The following is a 20212-nucleotide window of genomic DNA, read 5'->3' as shown; positions in this document are numbered from 1 at the left end:
AGAAGATGAATATTATACAATTTGAAGATAAGCCATTAGCTCATTATTCTTATGCTATAATTAGTGAGCAAAAAATTGCCCTAGTCGACCCTTCAAGGCAGGTAAAGCAATATTACAAACTAGCAGAAAAACATAACGCAAAAATAGTAGCGGTATTCGAAACGCATCCGCATGCCGATTTTGTGAGTAGTCATTTACAACTTCATAAAGAAACGGGAGCAGATATTTATGTCAGTCAACTTGTTAGTGCAGATTATCCTCATATCACTTTTGATGACGGAGATACTTTTAACCTAGGACAAGTAACTTTTACAGCCATAAACTCTCCAGGACATTCTCCAGACAGTATTACTATTATTGCGCAAGATCATGCTGATAATTACGCCATGTTTTCTGGAGACACTTTGTTTATTGGAGATGTAGGGAGACCTGACTTAAGAGAAAAAGCAGGAAATATGAAAGCTAAACGTGAAGAATTAGCCAAACAGATGTATGCTACCATCACACAAAAATTTAATCATTTGCCAGACCACACTAAAGTATATCCTGCTCACGGAGCCGGTTCGTTATGCGGTAAAAATATGAGTAAAGATGCCTCGAGCACATTAGGAAAAGAACGTCTAGAAAATTGGGCATTTAAATCTATGACTGAAGCAGATTTTGTTGCACATATTTTAAAAGATCAACCTTTTATTCCTTCCTATTTTGGCTATAATGTAGACATCAATAAAAAAGGAGCAGAAAATTTAGAGTCCAGTATTTCCAAAACAAAATTTCATTTTAAAGTTGATACTAATATTACATACGACGCTTTAATTATTGATATTAGAAATCAAGCAGATTATAAGCAAAACCATTTAGCACATAGTTTTAATATTATGGCTGAATCAGAAAATGATAAATTTGAAACGTGGTTGGGTTCAATAGTAAAACCTGAAGAATCTTTTTATGTGGTTTTAAATTCTACTGAAGAACGTGAAACCATTTTAAATCGAATTGCTAAGATTGGTTACGAAACGCAATTATTAGGATTAATGACCTTAGGAAATGTAACCTCTGAACAATCGGAACTCTTAAATTTAGACGATTTTAAACAACATCAAGACCAATATACCATACTAGATATTAGAAACAAAAGCGAAGTAGATGAAGGTAAAATATTTAAAAATGCCTTAGCTATTCCGTTAAATCAGTTAAGAGAAGAAAAAGATAAAATTCCTACAGATAAACCCATAGTAGTACATTGTGCTGGTGGTTACAGAAGTGCTGCCGGAAGTAGTATAGTGTCTAATATTACCGAACAAGTTTCTGTTTACGATTTGAGTGATGCTGTAACTAATTTTAAATAAAACCTATTATAAACCTATTGAAAACAGGACATCCCACTCTAAAAGATTTTGTATTTGTAGGCCTACAGCTTGTGCTTTTTATCATTTATATGTTGCCTTTAAAATTCGTAGAAGTCAATTTACCTGAAGGCCTACAATACTTTGGTTTACTTTTAACCTCTTTAGGGTTTATATTAAGCCTAGTTGCGGTACTACAAATCAATACCAAAATTTCGCCTTTTCCTACTCCTAAAGTTAAGAGTACGCTTAGAACAACTGGAGCTTTTAAAATTAGCAGGCATCCTATTTACACAGGTATTTTAGCAATTACCTTAGGTTACGCGATGTTTAATGCCTCTGTATTTAAACTACTAATTGGTTTGTCCCTGTGGGTGCTTTTCTATTTTAAATCAAAATACGAAGAAGAGCTATTACAACACATGTTTCCAGAATACAAGACTTATAAAACAAAAACGCGACGATTTATATAACCCCTTATGAAAAATACGCCTCTAGAATTTTGGGACGCACGTTATGCTGAAGATGATTTTGCATACGGTACCCAGCCTAATACCTTTTTTAAATCTACATTAGATTCATTACCAACTGGAACCGTATTGCTTCCTGCCGAAGGTGAAGGTCGAAATGCAGTATATGCAGCCTCTAAAGGTTGGACAGCTCATGCTTTTGATATCAGCTTAAAAGGAAAAGAAAAAGCTTTACAATTGGCAAATATGAAAGCTGTTACTATTGATTATGATATTAGTGGAGTTTTAGAATTTCAAACAGATAAAACATTTGATGCAATTGCCTTGTGTTATACCCACTTCCCTGCAGATATGCGTAAGCAGGCACATCAGCATATTCTTAAATTTTTAAAACAGGGAGGCACCTTAATTTTCGAGTGTTTTGCTAAAGCGCAATTGCAATATTCTTCTGGCGGACCAAAAAATGAAGATATGCTATTTTCTATTGAAGAAATTAAAGCGGAGTTCAAAGGATTAAAATTTACATTACTTGAAGAACAAACCATCGAACTCTCTGAAGGCAGTTATCATATTGGTAAAGCCCAAGTGATTCGTTGTATTGGTGTTAAAATTTAATACATCTAAAACAAGCCACCTTTCTGATATGTCAGGAGTTATAAAAAGAGTTTGAATTTATGTAATAAAAGTTACCTTTTAATTAAGTCTTGCTTTGTATTTTTATAGTCTAAAACACAGAATATGGAAGACATGCTCTTTTATGATAGAATGCAATTTGCGTTTACTATCACATTTCATTACCTCTTTCCTCAACTCACCATGGGATTATCCCTATTGATAGTCTATTTTAAATGGAAATTTTTAAGAACAAAAGTAGATCAGTACAATGATGCTGCTAAATTCTGGATGAAAATTTTCGCACTTAATTTTGCTATGGGTGTGGTAACCGGTATTCCAATGGAGTTTCAATTTGGTACCAATTGGGCTAAGTTTTCAGAACTTACAGGTGGTATTATAGGACAAACATTGGCTATGGAAGGTATGTTCTCCTTCTTTTTAGAATCGTCCTTTTTAGGACTCTTTTTATTTGGCGAAAAACTCTTAGGACATAAATTACATTTTGTAACTGGGTTTCTGGTCTTTTTAGGCTCTTGGGCAAGTGGTTACCTTATTATTGCCACGCACTCTTGGATGCAATATCCTGTTGGTTATGAGGTCTTAGAAAATGGTAAATTTGTTTTAAACAATTTTGGAGCACTTTTTTCTAATCCATGGTTATTACCATCGTACTTACATAATCAAGCGGCGTCTATGGTTACTTCATCATTTGTAGTTGCTGCGATTGGAGCCTTCTATTTATTAAACGATAAACATCACGATTTCGGAAAACTATTTGTAAAGACAGGTGTTATTTTCGGATTAATATCTAGTTTGTTAGTTGCTTTTCCTACAGGAGATTTGGCTGCAAAAAACGTAGTTAAACATCAGCCAGTAACTTTCGCTGCTATGGAAGGTATTTTTGAAACAGAAGAAGGCGGATCTGAAATTGTATTAATTGGTCAGCCTAATATGCTTGAAAAGAAATTAGATAATAAAATTGCTGTTCCTAATATTTTAAGCTTTTTAACCTATCAAGATTGGAATGCAGAAATTAAAGGTCTTAACGAATTCGACCCGTCTGTGTATCCAACAAATATTCCTGGCTTGTATTATGCCTATCATATAATGGTTGGTTTAGGAACTATATTTATTGGGTTAATGCTTTTAGCCGTTATACAATTATTCAGAAAAAAATTATATACTACTAAATGGATTTTATGGGCACTGTTATTTATGTTACCTTTTCCATATATAGCAAATACAACAGGATGGTACACCGCAGAATTGGGCAGACAACCTTGGTTAGTATATAACTTATTACGCACATCTGCTGGAGCATCTCCAACCGTATCATCTGGAAACACATTATTTACTTTATTAGGCTTTATCGGACTGTATTTATTACTCGGCTTATTATTTTTAATGTTAGCAGGAAAAATTATTAATAAAGGACCACAACTAAATCAACACTAAGAATGGAATTATTTTGGTATATCGTTTTAATGACAATGTTAGCTGTATATGTAATTTTAGATGGTTACGATTTTGGAGCAGGCATTATTCACTTATTTTTTTCTAAAACAGAAAAAGATAAAAAAGCCATTACAAATGCTATTGGTCCGTTTTGGGATGCCAATGAAGTATGGTTAATAGCTTCTGGAGGGGTGTTATTTTTTGCATTCCCTACGCTTTATGCATCATCGTTTAGTGGGTTTTATTTGCCATTAATGATGATTTTATGGTTACTTATATTTAGAGCCATTGGTCTGGAGTTAAGAGGCCAAGTTCACAACAAAATGTGGGAAGCCATATGGGATAAAGCCTTTGGTATATCTAGTTTGTTACTCGCTCTCTTTTTTGGTGTCGCATTAGGCAATATAGTTCGTGGTGTAAATTTAGGTGGTGTTGTAGATGGAGTTTCAACACACGAAGCGCATTATTTCTTTCTACCACTATGGAACCCTAGTTTTAGTCCGCACTCCGAAGAACTCGGTGTTATCGATTGGTTTACTTTATTATTAGGTATTATTAGTGTGGTTGCTTTAACCATACATGGTGCCAATTGGATTATTTATAAAACCAATTCCGATTTAAATGAAAAACTAAAAAAAGTTGTCTTTTATTTAAATTTTGTACTCTTAGCTTTAGTTATCATTTCAATTGCAATTTGGCACATCATAGACCCTGAACCCTTCCGAAATTTCATTACAGATCCATGGTTAGCCATTTTCCCTATCATTACTTTAACTGGGTTATTTGGTTTATTTAAAGTTAAATCATTTAAAAAGCATGGTGTCGGATTTGTATATTCTTCCTTGTTTTTATTTGGTGGATTAACATCTACAGTGGCTTCTATTTTTCCAAAAGTATTGCCTTCAACAAATAACATTAATCCAGATTTAACTTTATATAATGTAGCTGCTCATGAATACGGACTAAATGTTGGTGTGTATTGGTTTGTTATTGCTGCAGTTTTAGTCGCCGCTTATATGTTTATACAATACAAAGTATTTAACGGAAAAATGGATGATGTAGGTTATGGTGAACACTAATTGTAAATCACACAATTATGACTGGTACTTTAATTTCATTAATTAGTATTTTTATAGGTATTATTGCTGCAAACGTATACGGAGCTTTTAGGCATAAGTATACGTTTGGCTTTACAGGAAATACATTAGCTGGTGTTTTTGGGAGTATATTTTTTATTAAAACTTTTGGTAGATTAGGTTTCGATCCTTGGTCTATTATGGCAGACGGAACATTTCATAGTACATTATTTATTGTAAACTGTATCACCTCTGCTTTAGGCGGAATACTCGGACTAATACTAGCTAAAACACTCTATAAAAAGTTAAATGCTTGATAGTTTTTCTATACATATTATAGCCCCAAGTATCAAGGTCTATAATTAATTACAAACATGGTATAGATACGATTAGTCTTTTTTATTATTCGTGAGTTTATAAATAAGCCAAATAAAGCCAACAATAAAGTGCAGCATTACAATGCCTGCAATAATATACATCGTGGTGTTAGAATCTCCTCGCATGATAAACGGTTTAAATTAGTACCCTAAAAGTACAACGTCTAAGATATACACAATGTAATTTAAGTTACACACTAACATCTTATTATAAATATAAAATAATCAAATTCAACGCGTTTGATTATTTTTTGTATTTTTGTTAACCAAATGGTTAAACTAAATAGTTAACATGAAAAAATCGAAAGACGAAAACACAGAGCAACAAATATTAGAAGCTGCAAAATTTGTATTTCAATCTAAAGGAATGGACGGGGCTCGAATGCAAGAAATTGCAGATCAAGCAGGAATTAACAAAGCCATGTTACACTACTATTTTAGAAGTAAGCAATTATTGTTTGAAGCTGTATTTAACAATGCTTTTTCATTATTAGCACCACAGTTAAAGGCTATTTTAAATGATGAATCGTCTATTGAAGATAAAATTAAAAACTTTACATCAAGTTATATCTCATTTATACTTCAACATCCGTATATCCCAAATTTTATCATTCAAGAACTCAATCGGAATCCTGATTTTATGATAAAAATGAAAGAAAACCCAAATTTTCCTAATCTGGATAAGTTTAAATATCAATTAAATAAAGACATACAAGCAGGCATTATAAAGCCCATTAGTGCAGAACAGTTATTTATTAATATTATGGCATTAAATGTATTTCCATTTCTCGCCAAGCCCTTATTAATGGCTTTTACAAATTCGGAAAATGAAACTTATAGCCAATTAATGGCTGAACGAGAAACCGAAGTCTCCAGCTTTATTATTAACGCCATTAAGAAGAATTAACATGAAATATCTAAGCTGTATATTATTAGTCTTATTTACATTCCAAATACAAGCACAAGAGCAAATTTCTTTAGAAACGTGTTACCAATTAGTGACCCAAAATTACCCATTGGTGAAGCAAACAGAGCTTTTAGAAGCTCAAAATAAATTAGAAGCAGCTGTTATTTCTACTTCTAAATTACCAAAAATTGATTTAGATGCCTATGCTACATACCAATCAGAAGTCATTGAATTTCCTGTTGCCATGTCAGGAGTTGAACCTTTAAACAAAGATCAATACCGTGCTACAGTAACTGTAAATCAACTTATTTATAATGGTGGTGCTACAACTGCTGCATTAGATTTAAAATCGGCTCAACTTAAAACCAAACAAAAACAAATTGAAGTCCAATTATACCAACTTAAATTACAAATCAATCAACTTTACTTTTCCATCTTATTAGCACAAGAATCAGATGCATTATTAAAAGCAAAACACACATTACTTGAAGCGAAACTAAAAGAAATTCAATCTGGTATTAAAAACGGGAGTGTAGTACCAAGTTCAGATAATGTGTTAGAAGCTGAATTATTAAAGGTTGATCAGCAATCCAAAGCTGTAAACAGTAATAAAAAGACACTTATAGAGACGCTTTCAACGTTAATCACGTTTCCATTAGATGCTTCAATTGTATTTGAAACTCCTATTGTAGTGCACGATATACAACATCAAATTAGCAGACCAGAATTGGATGTATTTCAACTTAAAAAAGATGAAATTGAAAATTCGGAAAACTTAATTTCAAAACAGAATGCTCCTAAATTACTTGGATTTGCAACAGGTGGTTATGGGAATCCAGGTTTAAATATACTCGATAATTCCTTTCAACCTTTTTATACCGTTGGATTGAAACTAAACTGGAATGTTTTCGATTGGAATGCAAATAAAAAACAACGAGAATCTTTATCGATTACAAAAGATATCATTGAAAATGAAACTGAGATTTTTAAACTTAACACCAATATAGAACTAAACAAGCAACAAGACGAAATTAATAAAATTGAGGATTTTATTAGTTCGGATAAACAGATTGTTACATTACGAGAAACCGTGTTGCAAACAGCAGCTTCACAGTTACAAAACGGTGTTATTACAGCATCTGCATACCTTATAGAACTTACTAATTTATATGAAGATGAACAGACATTGGCTGCACATAAAATTCAGTTAGAACTGGCAAAAGCGAATTATAACATCATTAAAGGGCAATAATAAAATGAAACATAATATATATATTTTCGGGCTCTACCTAGCGGCTTTGAGCTTACTAGCTTGCGGAAACGATGACCAAAAAGCAGATGGTTATGGCAATTTTGAAGCGACAGAAATCACGATCTCAGCAGAAAACAAAGGCAAACTGTTGCAGTTTAATCTCGAAGAGGGCGACCTCTTAGAAGCAGAACAATACATTGGCTATATAGATACTATACCGTTGGCATTAGAGCGCGAACAATTACACCTTTCCAAAGCAGTAATAAGTTCTAAATCTAGAGGTGTTTTATCTCAGATAGCCGTTTTAAAGTCTAAATTAAAAACTGCAAACACAAATAAAATCCGTACACAAAATTTAATTAAAGATCGTGCCGCAACACAACAGCAATTAGATAATGTAAATGGAGAAATAGATGTTATTAATAATCAGATTAAAAGTATAGAAATACAGAATGCTCCCGTAGTTAACGAATTAAAGACTATAGATGTGCAATTAAAACTAATTGATGATCAAATTTTAAAAAGTAAAATTGTGAATCCCATAAACGGAACGGTTTTAACTAAATATGCTGAAACAAATGAAATTACAGCCTTTGGAAAACCGCTTTATAAAATTGCAGATTTACAACATATGGAACTCCGAGTTTATATTAGTGAAACTCAGTTAGCAAACATTAAAATTGGTCAGTCTGTAACCGTTAAAATAGATGGAGAAGATAGCATGAAATCGTACGATGGAAAAATTAGTTGGGTGGCTTCAGAAGCAGAATTTACACCTAAAATAATTCAAACTAAAGAAGAACGAATCGCATTGGTTTATGCTGTAAAAGTAAAAGTTATTAACGATGGTAGTCTAAAAATAGGCATGCCAGCAGAACTTTGGTTAACCGCAAACTAATGAGTATTACGGTAACCAACATATCAAAATCTTATAAGAATGTCGAAGCCTTAAAAGACGTGTCTTTTAATGTGAAATCTGGAGAGCTTTTTGGACTAATTGGTCCAGATGGTGCAGGTAAAACAACACTGTTTAGAATTTTAACCACATTACTCAAAGCAAATTCGGGAACTGCTAGCGTTACCGGTTTTGATGTGGTTACAGACTATAAGGATATTCGAAACTGTGTAGGTTATATGCCCGGAAAATTTTCGTTATATCAAGATTTAACTATTGAAGAAAATTTAAATTTTTTCGCTACGATATTTAATACAACTCTGGAAGAAAATTACGAGCTTATTAAAGATATATATGTTCAAATAGAACCTTTCAAAAACCGTCGTGCAGGGCAATTATCAGGTGGTATGAAACAAAAATTGGCATTATGTTGTGCATTAATACATAAACCTAAAGTTCTGTTTTTAGATGAGCCCACAACGGGAGTGGATCCCGTTTCAAGAAAAGAATTTTGGGAAATGCTGAAGCGTTTACAACAAAAACACATTACCATTTTAGTATCTACTCCCTACATGGATGAAGCCGCATTATGCGATAGAATAGCACTAATACAAGATGGTGAAATTTTACAAATTGATACACCAAAAGCAATGATTTCACACCATAAAAAAGATATTTATAATGTGAGTGCTCACAACATGTATCAGCTTATAAATGTACTTAAACAGTACAAACATCAGCATAGTGTGTATCCGTTTGGAGCATTTGTACATTATACAGATAGCAGAACAGATTTTAATATGGCAGATTTAAAAGCATATCTGGAATCTAAAAGTTTGTCTGAAATTAAAATTGAAAAAACATTGCCTACAATAGAAGATACATTTATGGAATTAGCAACAACATGAGCAACGAAAATGTTATACAAGTAGAACGTTTAACCAAAACCTTTGGCAATTTTACAGCTGTAAATGCGATAAGTTTTGAAGTTAAAAAGGGAGAAATATTTGGGTTTTTAGGAGCAAATGGCGCAGGAAAAACTACCGCTATGAAAATGTTAATTGGCATTTCAAAACCCACTTCTGGTGAAGCCACTATCGCTGGATTTGATGTCTATAAGCACGCCGAAGACATCAAAAAAAACATTGGTTATATGAGTCAGAAATTTGCCTTGTACGACGATTTAACTGTAAAAGAAAACATTGCATTTTTTGGAGGTATTTATGGATTATCTAGAAAAATTATAAAAGAAAAATCTAAACATTTAATTGAAGAATTAGGATTAGTAGATGTGGCCAACAAGTTAGTTGGTGCTTTACCATTGGGTTGGAAACAAAAACTATCGTTTTCAGTGTCTTTACTACACAATCCTAAAATTGTGTTTTTAGACGAACCCACCGGTGGTGTAGATCCTATTACCAGACGGCAGTTTTGGGAAATGATTTACAAAGCAGCGAACCAAGGCACCACTGTTTTTGTTACCACACATTATATGGATGAAGCTGAATATTGTGACCGCGTTTCTATTATGGTGAATGGTAAAATTGAAGCTTTAGACACACCTAAAAAACTGAAAGCACAATTTAAAGTAGAACATATGAATGATGTGTTTTTGAAATTAGCGAGACATACAGAATAATATTGAAAACGGTATAATATAGATATCCTCACCAAAGGTGTTTTTAAAAAGTTAAATAGATTATAAAAAATTAACCTCTGTAATATCCATAGAAAATAAAAGTATTAATTAAAAAGATTCCTGTTATCTCAGGAATAAAAGATGAAAAGATTTAAAGGCTTCATAACAAAAGAATTTTACCATATTTTTAGAGATAAACGTTCCTTATTTATCCTCTTTGGGATGCCTATCGCTCAAATTATGTTATTTGGTTTCGCCATCACCAATGAAATCAACAACGTTGATATTGCGATTTTAGATCATGCTAAAGATATCAATACAACAGAAATTATTAATAAAATATCAGCATCTAAACACTTTAATATCAATCAATATATTGAAAAAGAATCTGATATAGAAGCTATCTTTAAAAAAGGAAAAATCAAAGCCGTCTTAAATTTTGAAAATGATTTTAGCAAAAAACTCGTTAAAGAACATCAGGCGTCCATTCAATTAATCACAGATGCCACAGACCCAAATACTGCAAACACAATTAGTAATTATTTAAATGCGATCCTTATTCAGTATCAAAAAGAAATCAATCAAGATATTACTTTAAACTACCAAATTATACCTCAAACACGAATGGTGTTTAATCCAGAGTTAAAGAGTGTATATATGTTTGTTCCCGGCGTAATGACCATCATTTTAATGTTAGTCTCGGCTATGATGACGTCTATTTCTATAACCAAAGAAAAAGAACTAGGTACTATGGAAATCCTTCTAGTTTCGCCAATTAAACCCATTCAGGTTATTGTAGGTAAAGTTTTCCCTTATATATTTCTATCCATTATAAATGCTATTATTATAGTTACATTAAGTCTATTTATTTTTAAAATGCCTATTCAAGGTAGTATTTTATTATTAGGATTAGAAAGTGTATTGTTTATTATTACAGCATTGTCTTTGGGTATTTTAATTTCAACTATTTCAGAAACTCAACAAACCGCAATGATGATTTCTTTAATGGGATTAATGCTACCTGTAATTTTGTTATCCGGTTTTATATTCCCCATTTCAAGCATGCCTTTACCGCTTCAGCTTATAAGTAATATTATTCCTGCAAAATGGTTTATCATCATTATAAAAGGCATTATGCTAAAAGGTGTAGGCATTCAATTTATATGGAAAGAGACTTTAATTTTAATAGGAATGACTGTGTTTTTTATCGTATTAAGCGTAAAGAATTATAAAATCAGATTAGAATAATGAAAACGATTTTATACATCATTCAAAAGGAATTCAAACAAATCTTTAGAAATAAAGGGATGCTCCCTATCATTTTTGTAATGCCAATAATGCAACTCATTATATTATCCAATGCGGCAACTTTTGAAGTAAATCACATTAAATTTGGTTATATAGATCAGGATCATTCCTCAACATCTCGCGCTTTAATAGAGACTTTTAATGCTTCATCTTATTTTAATGTAATTAGACATTATCCTTCAGAAAATTTAGCTAGTTCGGCAATACTAAGAGGTGATATAGATGTTCTTCTAAATATTCCTTTATATTTTGAACGTGACCTACAAAAAGACCAATACAATACTTTAGGCATTACTATAAATGCCATTGATGGTGCAGCTGCCGGAGTAGAAAATGTATATGTCACGCAACTTATTCAACGTTTTAATACGCGTTTAAAAGTAGAATTAACACAAACGTCAGATCAATTCGTACAACCTGAAATTATAGAAACCATTCCGTTATTTTGGTATAACGAAACCTTAAACTATAAAACATATATGGTGCCAGGAATCTTAGTATTATTGGTTACCATGATTACTTTATTTTTATCGGGGATGAATATTGTTCGCGAAAAAGAAATAGGAACGTTAGAGCAAATTAATGTAACACCTATTAAAAAAAATCAGTTTATTATCGGTAAATTATTTCCGTTTTGGGTTATTGGTATGGGATTATTAACTGTAGGTTTAGTTCTCGCAAGACTTATATTTAACATTCCCTTTCTAGGAAGTTTACCTCTACTCTATTTGTACACGTCTATTTACATTTTAGTTGTTTTAGGAATGGGATTATTCATTTCTAATTTTACAGATACCCAGCAACAGGCTATGTTTATTTCTTGGTTTTTTGTCGTGATTTTTATTCTTATGAGTGGACTATTTACGCCCATAGATAGTATGCCTAAATGGGCACAACACCTCACAGAATTTAATCCTGTAAAATATTTTGTCGAGGTTATTCGTATGGTTATGTTAAAAGGTTCTGGCTTTTCAGACATCTTACCAAATCTTTTAAAAACAACACTTTATGCTTTAATTATGAATGGTCTTGCCGTTTGGAGTTATAAAAAGACAAATTAAATAACCTATGTAACCAAAGTAACTGTTTAGAGTTTTAATTGAAGTTACCTTTAATTAAAATTAAATAATATGTCTAAAATTGTCATTTTAGGTGCAGGTATTGCCGGTCATGTTGCAGCAACACATTTGCGCAGAAAACTATCCAATACACACGAAGTAGTCGTAGTATCTCCTAACAGTAATTACCAATGGGTACCGTCTAATATTTGGGTTGGTATTGGAAGAATGAAAGCTGAAAAAATCTTGTTTCCGTTAGCGCCTTTATATAAAAAGAAAGGGATTACTTTTAAGCAAGCTAAAGTCGTTTCATTTCACCCTGAAGGCGACTCTAAAGAAGAAAAACCTTATGTATTATCAGAATATGTAAACGGATCTAACAAAGGACAAATAGAAAAAGTAACTTACGATTACCTTATTAATGCCACGGGACCAAAATTAAATTTTGAAGCTACAGAAGGTTTAATTCCAGGACAACACAAAACGTATTCTGTCTGTACCTATTCGCATGCAGAACACGCTTGGAAAGGATTAAATGCTGCCATACAGCACATGAAAGCAGGTAAAAAAGCTAAAATATTAATTGGTACAGGACATGCAAAATCGACCTGTCAAGGTGCTGCTTTTGAATACATTTTAAATGTAGAAAAAGAATTACGTAAACATAAAGTTAGAGACATGGCAGAAGTAACATGGATTTCTAACGAATACCAATTAGGTGATTTTGGAATGGATGGTGTCTTGATGAGTTATGGAGACATGATTATGAAATCTAGTGAATTGGTTGAAATGATTTTTGAAGACCGAGGCATTAAATGGATTTTAGGTGTAGCCGTAAATAAAATTGAAAACGGTATTGCGCATTACGAAAACTTAGATGGTGAACAAAAATCTGAAACCTACGATTTTGCGATGCTTATTCCTGCATTCTCAGGACATGGGTTTAAAGCTTATGATAAGCAAGAACACGATATCACAGAAAAACTGTTTAAAGGTTTTATGATTGTTGATGCTGACTACACACCAAAACCTTACGAAGAATGGAAAGTTCAAGATTGGCCAGAAACCTATCAGAACCCTAGTTATACAAACATCTTTGCGCCTGGAATTGCATTTGCACCACCACATGCCATTTCTAAACCCAGAACCAGTAAAAATGGGACTGTAATTGCTCCTGCTCCACCACGAACAGGAATGCCATCAGGAATTACAGCCAAATTAGTAGCCGAGAATATTATAGACAGCATTAAAAACGGTAAAGCATCCCTAAACCATAAAGGTTCTATGGGAAATATGGGGGCAGCTTGTATTGCTTCTGCTGGATTTGGATTCTGGAACGGAAGCGGTGTGAGTATAACTACTTACCCTATTGTACCTGATTTTGTAAAATATCCAGATTCGCATGGTCGACATTTAGGAAAAACCTTTGGAGCCATAGGGTTAGCAGGGCATTGGCTTAAACTCATGCTACATTATGCCTTCTTATACAAAGCAAAAATGAAACCATTTTGGTGGTTGATTCCGGAATAGGAATCAAACTTAATAAAGTGATTCCGGAATAGGCATCAAACTTAAGTAAAGTGATTTTAGAATAATAATTAAACACAAATCAATGGATTAAAAAAGAGAATTTCTATTCAAAGTTTTAACATCCAAAACACATTTAAAAAAGAATAAAATCATGCAAAGAATATCACCTAGAATGCGATTTAGAATGATGAATCCAGTGCTTCAGTTTTTCAAATTTATCATTCTCAGTATAAAGATTATGGTTATAGTTGCTGGTGGCCATGGCGGAACCCGAACTCCTCTCAAAAAATAAGTTAGCGTTATATTTAATATAACTTTAAGTTCTTAAAAAATTAGGATGTAAAAATATGTTTAAATTTGTATAGCATTCAGTATATCCCTTATAAACATACCATGACTAAAAAAGTTACTTACCTCCTACTTTTAGTACTACTTCCTTTTATATGTAGTTCATGTAAATCAAGTAAAACCGTAACAGACTCTACGAGTTTAACAACCAATTCTAAAGCATCTATAAAGAAACCTTATGTTATTTTGGTATCCTTAGATGGTTTTCGTTGGGATTATGTCGATCAATATAAACCACCACATCTAACTAAGTTTATAGAAAATGGTGTAAAAGCAGAATCGCTTATTCCTGCTTTTCCATCTAAAACATTTCCAAATCATTACTCTATTGCAACCGGAATGTATCCGGATAAACATGGTATTATCGGAAATTCATTTTATAGTTACAAAAAAAACACCAACTATAGCATAGGAAATAGAGCGCAAGTTGAAGATGGCGAATTTTATGGAGGCACACCTATTTGGGTACTAGCCGACAAAGCAGATATGGTCTCGGCCAGTTACTTTTTTGTAGGAACAGAAGCCAACATTCAGGGTATTCATCCCACTTATTATCATAGTTATGATAGTAAAATTAAAAATGAAGAACGGGTTTCAGAATCCTTAAAATGGCTAGCCTTACCTGAAAAAGAACGTCCACATTTAATTACCATGTATTTCTCTGATATGGATGATATAGGGCACCGTTATAGTCCAGATAATCATGAACAACTAGAACGTGCATTAATGCATTTAGATAAAAATTTAGGTGATTTATTTGATGGTGTTGCAGCTACAGGTCTTGATGTAAATATTATAATTGTTTCAGATCACGGAATGACAACCGTAGAAGCCTCTCATTTTTTACCGATTGAAATGCTTACTATTACGGAATTATATACCATTGTAGATAATGGTGCCATACTCGATATTCATCCCAATACTGGAGTTTCTATTGATGCAATACTAGAAGAATTGAAACCAAAAGAACATCATTTTAAAGTCTATACAACGGAAAATACGCCTGGTTTTGAATATTCACCTCAAAATAAAGATTGGGGGAAAATACAAATTATACCCGATTATGGCTATTACTTTTCTAAAACGCAACGTATTGAAGATATGAAGAATGGCGGCATAAAAGCTGTTGGTGTGCATGGATACGATCCGAAACAAAAAGATATGCATGGCATTTTTTACGCCAATGGTCCTGCATTTAAATCGGGCTTCGTTATACCGTCCACTCAAAACATTAATATCTATCCTTTAATGTGTGATATTTTAGACCTTAAGGTTCCTAGTGATGTCGACGGAAATTTAGAGACCATACAATCGGTTTTAAATTCTGAACATTAATTTTATTCTAAACACTTGAATTTCTTTAAACATATATTTAAATCGAAGGCAGAAACGTCCGTTTTAGACGATTTTTATAACACAAAATATAAAGATGTTAAAATGTTACTTTGTGGAGTTGGTCAATCTGAAATTTCAGAACACCATATTCTTATTACAGAATATCCGTTTGAACCTTCAATAGCCTATCCTAATAAACGCATTTTACCCCATACAATTGATGCTATCAGTCTAGATTTTGGAATCTGTAGTCTAGAAATCGAAAAGGATATTATTTTTATATCTTCCTCTCAAAAAGATGCCTTAAAACAATTTGCCAAACAACATCATATTCCATTAGTAAAACACCGATGGAATTGGGATTGGATTTTGGAACCTTATTTAGACACTGAATTTACGCCTGAAGATGAAAAAAGAATCACCGAAAAACTAGCAGAAAACGGAATACATATTACAGAAGTTGAGGCTATACGCAAAGAAGTTGGTTCACAGATGTACAAATATAATTTTGATACTATGCTTTGGGATTGGTGCAGTCTAAGTTTGGTAGATGTGTTATCGGCTATGCGAGCAAAATACAATAGTAAAGATTTTAGAACGTTTTATAACATTGCATTAGAGATAGATAAAAGAGGGACTACACCACAGATAGATACTTAAATAAAAGCACTAGATTTTATTGCTTAATATATCTAGTGCTTAATAAATAATCTTACATACTTTAGCAACATCCTGCAGATGGAGAACAACAACTTGTTGTATCTGCTTCAGAAAAGTCTAATGGCTTTGGGGTTTCAAAAGTTTCAGGTTTTTCTGCATATACGGTAATACTAAAAATACCTGCACCACCATTATTAAAAGCATTTACTTCGGCTTCCGAGATATATTTACTTAAAATATCATTAGGAATAACTATCGGCTTTTCTTTTTGAATTTGAATATTTTTAAAGCCTTCATCAGCGATTAATTTCAAGTATTCACTGCGTTGTATAGCACCTGCAACACAACCGGCGTACATTTCGGCATCTTCTTGTAAGGCTTTAGGAAGTTCTCCTGTAAGTACAATATCCGAAACACTAAAATGCCCGTTAGGTTTTAAAACTCTGTAAATTTCATGTATAACTTTTTGTTTATCTGGCACTAAATTAAGTACACAATTACTCACAATTACATCTGCCACATCATTATTTACAGGCATATTATCTATATCTCCTGTTCTAAATTCAACGTTATTGTAGCCTAACTTTTCTGCATTAAGTCTGGCTTTTTCTATCATTATAGGCGTAAAATCTATACCAATCACTTTACCTGTTGTACCGGTTTCATGTCGAGCTACAAAACAATCGTTACCTGCACCAGATCCTAAATCAATTACAGTATCTCCAGCTTTAATTTTAGCAAATTGTGTAGGTAATCCGCAACCTAAACCCAAATCTGCATCTGCTACATATCCTTTAGTTTCAGAATAATCATCCATCATAATATTATACACTTTGTTTGTAGTCGGCGTTGCGCCACAACAGGATGAAGCATTCTCTGCTTTGTCTTGTGCTGCTATTTTAGCATATCGTGCCTTTACAATGTCTTTTAAATCTTGTTTCTTGCTCATGATATTTAATTTTAATTTACGTACAACTAATGTCTATTATAACTCTGAATATATATTTCAAAATGTTTAATATATGAGTCACAGCTATTCATTGTAATATTACGATTAATAATTGTGTTTTCAAATGAATTCATAGTGAAAAAAAGATATATCACTACGTTTTAAAGTTATGTTTAATGAATAAAAATAATCGTCAAACCCAACTAAATCATGGTGTATATGTTTTAATATTTAGAATTTTTATTTTATTTATTTTTATAAAAAAACTGTTTATGTGACATAAGTCACAATAATATAAAAAAACAAATCGTATATTTGCGATATAAGATATGAAAAGAAGTTTAGAACATATTGAGTATAAAGAAGACACAGAAGCCCTAGCAAAATTTGCTAAAGCTTTAGCACACCCCACACGTATTGCCATTTTAAAACATTTAGACGCACAGTCTTGCTGTTTTACAGGCGATTTAGTCGAGGTATTCCCTTTAGCACAGTCTACAATTTCTCAGCATCTTAAAGAATTAAAAAATGCGGGATTGATCCAAGGTGAATTAAAATCCCCTAAAATCAAATATTGTATTAATCAAGACAATTGGAAGTTGGCTAAATCACTATTTCAACAGTTTTTTGATTGATATTTTTTTAATAATCATATCGTTTATTGGCGATAAACAAATAGTAATATTATGAGTAAAGTAGTTAAAATTTTAGGAACAGGTTGTCCAAAATGTCAAGCAATGACAGGCGTTGTAAAAGATGTAATCTCTGAAAACAATATAGATGCAACCGTTGAGAAAGTAGAAGATATCATGAAAATCATGACCTATAATGTCATGACCACACCTGCATTGGTAATTGATGATGTCATTACTATAAAAGGTAGAGTGCCATCAAAAACTGAAGTATTGGATCTTCTAAAATAAAAGCCATGAACTACCAAATCAACGCATCTTCAGTTTCAAATCAGGATGCAGAGATCCATATCAAATCTTCAAGAATAGATTTTGGTACGACACCCGAAACTGCAGACACTTTACCAAATCCTGCAGAACTATTCTTAGGTTCTTTTTCTGCATGTATGCTTAAAAATGTAGAACGCTTTTCTAAAATGATGAATTTTAGTTATACAAAAGCAACTGTACATGTCCAAGCAGCGCGTTTAGAGCATCCGCCAAGGATGGAGAACATACATTATGATTTGAAAATTTACAGCACCGATGAAAAGCTGAATGTAGATTTACTAAAAAAAAACATCGAGAAACACGGTACAATTTATAATACAGTAAAATTATCTTGTGCCATTACTGGAACTATAAAAACGCTTTAAAATGTTTGATTGGTTACAACATTTCGCAGACTGGTTAATTTATTCTGTTTTAAATATTGGAGCAGATACACACTTAGGATCAACCTTAAATTTCTTTGTGTACGATACCATTAAAATCCTAATTCTATTGTTTATAATCGTATTCATTATGGGAATTGTGAATACCTATTTCCCAATAGAACGCTTAAAAAACTACCTGAATAAAAACAAACTCTATGGATTAGAATATCTATTCTCTTCCATTTTCGGAGCCATAACCCCTTTCTGTTCTTGCTCTTCTGTACCACTATTTATTGGTTTTGTACAAGGCGGAATTCCGCTAGGAGTCACCTTCTCCTTTTTAATCACATCGCCTTTAGTCAATGAAGTTGCTGTAGCTATGTTTTTAGGTATGTTTGGTGTAAATGCGACTTTAATTTATACTGTTTCTGGTATTATATTAGGAACTGTTGGTGGTTGGGTTTTAGGTAAATTTAATTTAGAACCCCTACTTTCCGATTGGGTTAAAAATATCATGGCTCAAAAAAATCAACACGACCATTACCAAGAAGAAAAACGAACCTTTAAACAACGGTTGCCAGAAATTACACAGAGTGCCTGGGACATTATAAAAGGCGTGATTTTATATATTATTATTGGTGTCGCAATTGGTGGTGCCATGCATGGTTATGTTCCTGAAAACTTTTTTAATGAATTTTTAGGTGGTGGCCAATGGTGGACTGTTCCTCTAGCTGTAATTTTTGCCGTACCTATGTATGCTAATGCAGCAGGTGTTGTACCTATTATTCAAGTTTTTGTTGCTAAAGGTGTGCCACTAGGAACTGCTATTGCATTTATGATGGGAACTGTTGGTTTATCCTTGCCTGAGGCTACTTTACTTAAAAAAGTAATGTCTTTAAAGTTAATTGCCATCTTCTTTGGTGTAGTAACACTTGCCATCATATTTTCTGGATTCTTATTTAATATGGTGTTATGAAAAATATTGTAGTGATACTAATTTTAAGTACAGTAATAAGTTGTCAGTCCAAAGGTCATGAACAACAAAATCAGACTACAACACCAAAAATTACTGTACTAGATACCGATTTTTCTAAAGGACAGTTAACTCTAGAACACGACATAAATCTTCAGGGTTTAGAACATTATCATGGACATTTATGCGACGGACTTGTTCAAGGTTTTTTAGGAATTAAAGCCGGAATGCATGTCTTATATCCTAATGGAATTATAGACAGAACCAACACGCGTATAGTTAGCAAAAGTTCGCCTTGCCTTACAGATGCGGCCATCTATCTTACCGGAGGACGTTATCAATACAATTCCTTTTATGTAGATGATTCAATAACAAATGGATTTTACATTATGCAAAGAATAGACAATCTAATAACCGTAAGAATCCAGATGAATCTGGGTGTTAAACCTCCAGAAATAGATTTTATGGGTGCTAAAGCCATTAAAGGTACACTTTCATCTTGCGATTTAGAGACACTTAAAACTTTAGAAAATCAATTTTCACAACATTTACTCACTACAGATTCTGAAACCAATTTTACAGTTACCGAACTCACAAATTTTAAATGGAATCCGTTAGTAAAACACGATTATACAAAAACCGATATCCTCAACAAAAATAAATCTACTTGTAACTCATTAATTTTTTAAACT

Annotated in this window: 22 protein-coding genes; 21 read left to right on the top strand and 1 reads right to left on the bottom strand. The window is 32.7% G+C overall.

Annotated features, from left to right (window positions below):
- The first annotated feature begins 5 nt into the window (after nucleotides 1–5).
- The 16 genes from AST99_RS06055 to AST99_RS05980 all read left to right on the top strand — a co-directional run bounded on the left by AST99_RS06055 (nucleotide 6) and on the right by AST99_RS05980 (nucleotide 16271).
- On the top strand, nucleotides 6–1349 hold the full coding sequence (locus AST99_RS06055; RefSeq protein ID WP_057780227.1) for an MBL fold metallo-hydrolase: 1344 nt from the start codon (nucleotides 6–8) through the stop codon (nucleotides 1347–1349).
- Between the two features lie 17 nt (nucleotides 1350–1366).
- Nucleotides 1367–1819: a methyltransferase family protein gene (locus AST99_RS06050; RefSeq protein WP_057780225.1), complete on the top strand. Its 453-nt coding sequence runs from the start codon at nucleotides 1367–1369 to the stop codon at nucleotides 1817–1819.
- A gap of 6 nt (nucleotides 1820–1825) precedes the next feature.
- A complete protein-coding gene (locus AST99_RS06045; protein ID WP_057780223.1) occupies nucleotides 1826–2431 on the top strand; it encodes a class I SAM-dependent methyltransferase in 606 nt (201 codons plus the stop codon).
- 123 nt (nucleotides 2432–2554) lie between these two features.
- Nucleotides 2555–3886: a cytochrome ubiquinol oxidase subunit I gene (locus tag AST99_RS06040; RefSeq protein WP_057780221.1), complete on the top strand. Its 1332-nt coding sequence runs from the start codon at nucleotides 2555–2557 to the stop codon at nucleotides 3884–3886.
- Nucleotides 3887–3888: 2 nt separating this feature from the next.
- On the top strand, nucleotides 3889–4965 hold the full coding sequence (cydB, locus tag AST99_RS06035) for a cytochrome d ubiquinol oxidase subunit II (RefSeq protein WP_057780219.1): 1077 nt from the start codon (nucleotides 3889–3891) through the stop codon (nucleotides 4963–4965).
- Between the two features lie 17 nt (nucleotides 4966–4982).
- Nucleotides 4983–5279: a hypothetical protein gene (locus AST99_RS06030; RefSeq protein ID WP_057780217.1), complete on the top strand. Its 297-nt coding sequence runs from the start codon at nucleotides 4983–4985 to the stop codon at nucleotides 5277–5279.
- 352 nt (nucleotides 5280–5631) lie between these two features.
- Nucleotides 5632–6246: a TetR/AcrR family transcriptional regulator gene (locus AST99_RS06025; RefSeq protein WP_057780214.1), complete on the top strand. Its 615-nt coding sequence runs from the start codon at nucleotides 5632–5634 to the stop codon at nucleotides 6244–6246.
- 1 nt (nucleotide 6247) lies between these two features.
- A complete protein-coding gene (locus AST99_RS06020; RefSeq protein WP_057780212.1) occupies nucleotides 6248–7498 on the top strand; it encodes a TolC family protein in 1251 nt (416 codons plus the stop codon).
- 4 nt (nucleotides 7499–7502) lie between these two features.
- On the top strand, nucleotides 7503–8396 hold the full coding sequence (locus AST99_RS06015) for an HlyD family secretion protein (protein ID WP_057780210.1): 894 nt from the start codon (nucleotides 7503–7505) through the stop codon (nucleotides 8394–8396).
- On the top strand, nucleotides 8396–9301 hold the full coding sequence (locus tag AST99_RS06010; RefSeq protein ID WP_057780208.1) for an ABC transporter ATP-binding protein: 906 nt from the start codon (nucleotides 8396–8398) through the stop codon (nucleotides 9299–9301). Before AST99_RS06015 ends, AST99_RS06010 begins: the two co-directional genes overlap by 1 nt.
- Nucleotides 9298–10032, top strand: a complete 735-nt coding sequence (locus AST99_RS06005; RefSeq protein ID WP_057780206.1) for an ABC transporter ATP-binding protein — start codon at nucleotides 9298–9300, stop codon at nucleotides 10030–10032. Before AST99_RS06010 ends, AST99_RS06005 begins: the two co-directional genes overlap by 4 nt.
- 141 nt (nucleotides 10033–10173) lie before the next feature.
- Complete coding sequence (locus tag AST99_RS06000) at nucleotides 10174–11280, top strand: ABC transporter permease (protein WP_057780204.1); 1107 nt, start codon at nucleotides 10174–10176, stop codon at nucleotides 11278–11280.
- The gene (locus AST99_RS05995) at nucleotides 11280–12401 is read left to right on the top strand and encodes an ABC transporter permease (protein WP_057780202.1); all 1122 of its coding nucleotides are present in this window, start codon (nucleotides 11280–11282) and stop codon (nucleotides 12399–12401) included. The genes AST99_RS06000 and AST99_RS05995 overlap by 1 nt, the downstream gene beginning before the upstream one ends.
- Before the next feature lie 69 nt (nucleotides 12402–12470).
- Complete coding sequence (locus AST99_RS05990; RefSeq protein WP_057780200.1) at nucleotides 12471–13928, top strand: NAD(P)/FAD-dependent oxidoreductase; 1458 nt, start codon at nucleotides 12471–12473, stop codon at nucleotides 13926–13928.
- 393 nt (nucleotides 13929–14321) lie between these two features.
- Entirely contained in the window at nucleotides 14322–15611 is a 1290-nt protein-coding gene (locus AST99_RS05985) for an alkaline phosphatase family protein (protein WP_057780198.1), read from the top strand.
- A gap of 15 nt (nucleotides 15612–15626) precedes the next feature.
- Entirely contained in the window at nucleotides 15627–16271 is a 645-nt protein-coding gene (locus AST99_RS05980; RefSeq protein ID WP_057780196.1) for a hypothetical protein, read from the top strand.
- Between the two features lie 61 nt (nucleotides 16272–16332).
- On the opposite strand, the gene AST99_RS05975 is transcribed toward AST99_RS05980, so the two are convergent.
- The gene (locus AST99_RS05975) at nucleotides 16333–17220 is read right to left on the bottom strand and encodes an arsenite methyltransferase (protein ID WP_057780194.1); all 888 of its coding nucleotides are present in this window, start codon (nucleotides 17218–17220) and stop codon (nucleotides 16333–16335) included.
- A gap of 329 nt (nucleotides 17221–17549) precedes the next feature.
- Here AST99_RS05975 and AST99_RS05970 point away from each other — a divergent pair, with 329 nt between their 5' ends.
- Genes AST99_RS05970 through AST99_RS05950 form a run of 5 tightly spaced genes read left to right on the top strand, consistent with a single transcriptional unit; the run spans nucleotide 17550 to nucleotide 20209 of the window.
- Nucleotides 17550–17855, top strand: a complete 306-nt coding sequence (locus AST99_RS05970; RefSeq protein WP_057780192.1) for an ArsR/SmtB family transcription factor — start codon at nucleotides 17550–17552, stop codon at nucleotides 17853–17855.
- A 51-nt stretch (nucleotides 17856–17906) separates the two neighbouring features.
- The gene (locus AST99_RS05965) at nucleotides 17907–18143 is read left to right on the top strand and encodes a thioredoxin family protein (RefSeq protein ID WP_057780190.1); all 237 of its coding nucleotides are present in this window, start codon (nucleotides 17907–17909) and stop codon (nucleotides 18141–18143) included.
- A 5-nt stretch (nucleotides 18144–18148) separates the two neighbouring features.
- Entirely contained in the window at nucleotides 18149–18547 is a 399-nt protein-coding gene (locus AST99_RS05960; protein WP_057780188.1) for an OsmC family protein, read from the top strand.
- Between the two features lies 1 nt (nucleotide 18548).
- A complete protein-coding gene (locus AST99_RS05955; protein WP_057780186.1) occupies nucleotides 18549–19523 on the top strand; it encodes a permease in 975 nt (324 codons plus the stop codon).
- A complete protein-coding gene (locus tag AST99_RS05950) occupies nucleotides 19520–20209 on the top strand; it encodes a formylmethanofuran dehydrogenase subunit E family protein (protein ID WP_057780183.1) in 690 nt (229 codons plus the stop codon). Before AST99_RS05955 ends, AST99_RS05950 begins: the two co-directional genes overlap by 4 nt.
- Nucleotides 20210–20212: the final 3 nt, after the last annotated feature.

Origin of the sequence: Formosa algae, assembly GCF_001439665.1 — a bacterium.
GTDB classification, from domain to species: Bacteria; Bacteroidota; Bacteroidia; order Flavobacteriales; family Flavobacteriaceae; genus Formosa; species Formosa algae.
Note: the sequence above shows the minus strand (reverse complement) of the source record. Positions and strands in the feature narration are given on the sequence as shown.

Excerpts from the sequence above, each read along its gene's own strand:
- AST99_RS06055 (WP_057780227.1), top strand. The coding sequence starts at position 6 with ATGAATATTATACAATTTGAAGATAAGCCATTAGCTCATTATTCTTAT.
- AST99_RS06045 (WP_057780223.1), top strand. The coding sequence starts at position 1,826 with ATGAAAAATACGCCTCTAGAATTTTGGGACGCACGTTATGCTGAAGAT.
- AST99_RS06040 (WP_057780221.1), top strand. The coding sequence starts at position 2,555 with ATGGAAGACATGCTCTTTTATGATAGAATGCAATTTGCGTTTACTATC.
- cydB (WP_057780219.1), top strand. The coding sequence starts at position 3,889 with ATGGAATTATTTTGGTATATCGTTTTAATGACAATGTTAGCTGTATAT.
- AST99_RS06030 (WP_057780217.1), top strand. The coding sequence starts at position 4,983 with ATGACTGGTACTTTAATTTCATTAATTAGTATTTTTATAGGTATTATT.
- AST99_RS06025 (WP_057780214.1), top strand. The coding sequence starts at position 5,632 with ATGAAAAAATCGAAAGACGAAAACACAGAGCAACAAATATTAGAAGCT.
- AST99_RS06020 (WP_057780212.1), top strand. The coding sequence starts at position 6,248 with ATGAAATATCTAAGCTGTATATTATTAGTCTTATTTACATTCCAAATA.
- AST99_RS06015 (WP_057780210.1), top strand. The coding sequence starts at position 7,503 with ATGAAACATAATATATATATTTTCGGGCTCTACCTAGCGGCTTTGAGC.
- AST99_RS06010 (WP_057780208.1), top strand. The coding sequence starts at position 8,396 with ATGAGTATTACGGTAACCAACATATCAAAATCTTATAAGAATGTCGAA.
- AST99_RS06005 (WP_057780206.1), top strand. The coding sequence starts at position 9,298 with ATGAGCAACGAAAATGTTATACAAGTAGAACGTTTAACCAAAACCTTT.
- AST99_RS06000 (WP_057780204.1), top strand. The coding sequence starts at position 10,174 with ATGAAAAGATTTAAAGGCTTCATAACAAAAGAATTTTACCATATTTTT.
- AST99_RS05995 (WP_057780202.1), top strand. The coding sequence starts at position 11,280 with ATGAAAACGATTTTATACATCATTCAAAAGGAATTCAAACAAATCTTT.
- AST99_RS05990 (WP_057780200.1), top strand. The coding sequence starts at position 12,471 with ATGTCTAAAATTGTCATTTTAGGTGCAGGTATTGCCGGTCATGTTGCA.
- AST99_RS05985 (WP_057780198.1), top strand. The coding sequence starts at position 14,322 with ATGACTAAAAAAGTTACTTACCTCCTACTTTTAGTACTACTTCCTTTT.
- AST99_RS05975 (WP_057780194.1), bottom strand. The coding sequence starts at position 17,220 with ATGAGCAAGAAACAAGATTTAAAAGACATTGTAAAGGCACGATATGCT.
- AST99_RS05970 (WP_057780192.1), top strand. The coding sequence starts at position 17,550 with ATGAAAAGAAGTTTAGAACATATTGAGTATAAAGAAGACACAGAAGCC.
- AST99_RS05965 (WP_057780190.1), top strand. The coding sequence starts at position 17,907 with ATGAGTAAAGTAGTTAAAATTTTAGGAACAGGTTGTCCAAAATGTCAA.
- AST99_RS05960 (WP_057780188.1), top strand. The coding sequence starts at position 18,149 with ATGAACTACCAAATCAACGCATCTTCAGTTTCAAATCAGGATGCAGAG.
- AST99_RS05955 (WP_057780186.1), top strand. The coding sequence starts at position 18,549 with ATGTTTGATTGGTTACAACATTTCGCAGACTGGTTAATTTATTCTGTT.
- AST99_RS05950 (WP_057780183.1), top strand. The coding sequence starts at position 19,520 with ATGAAAAATATTGTAGTGATACTAATTTTAAGTACAGTAATAAGTTGT.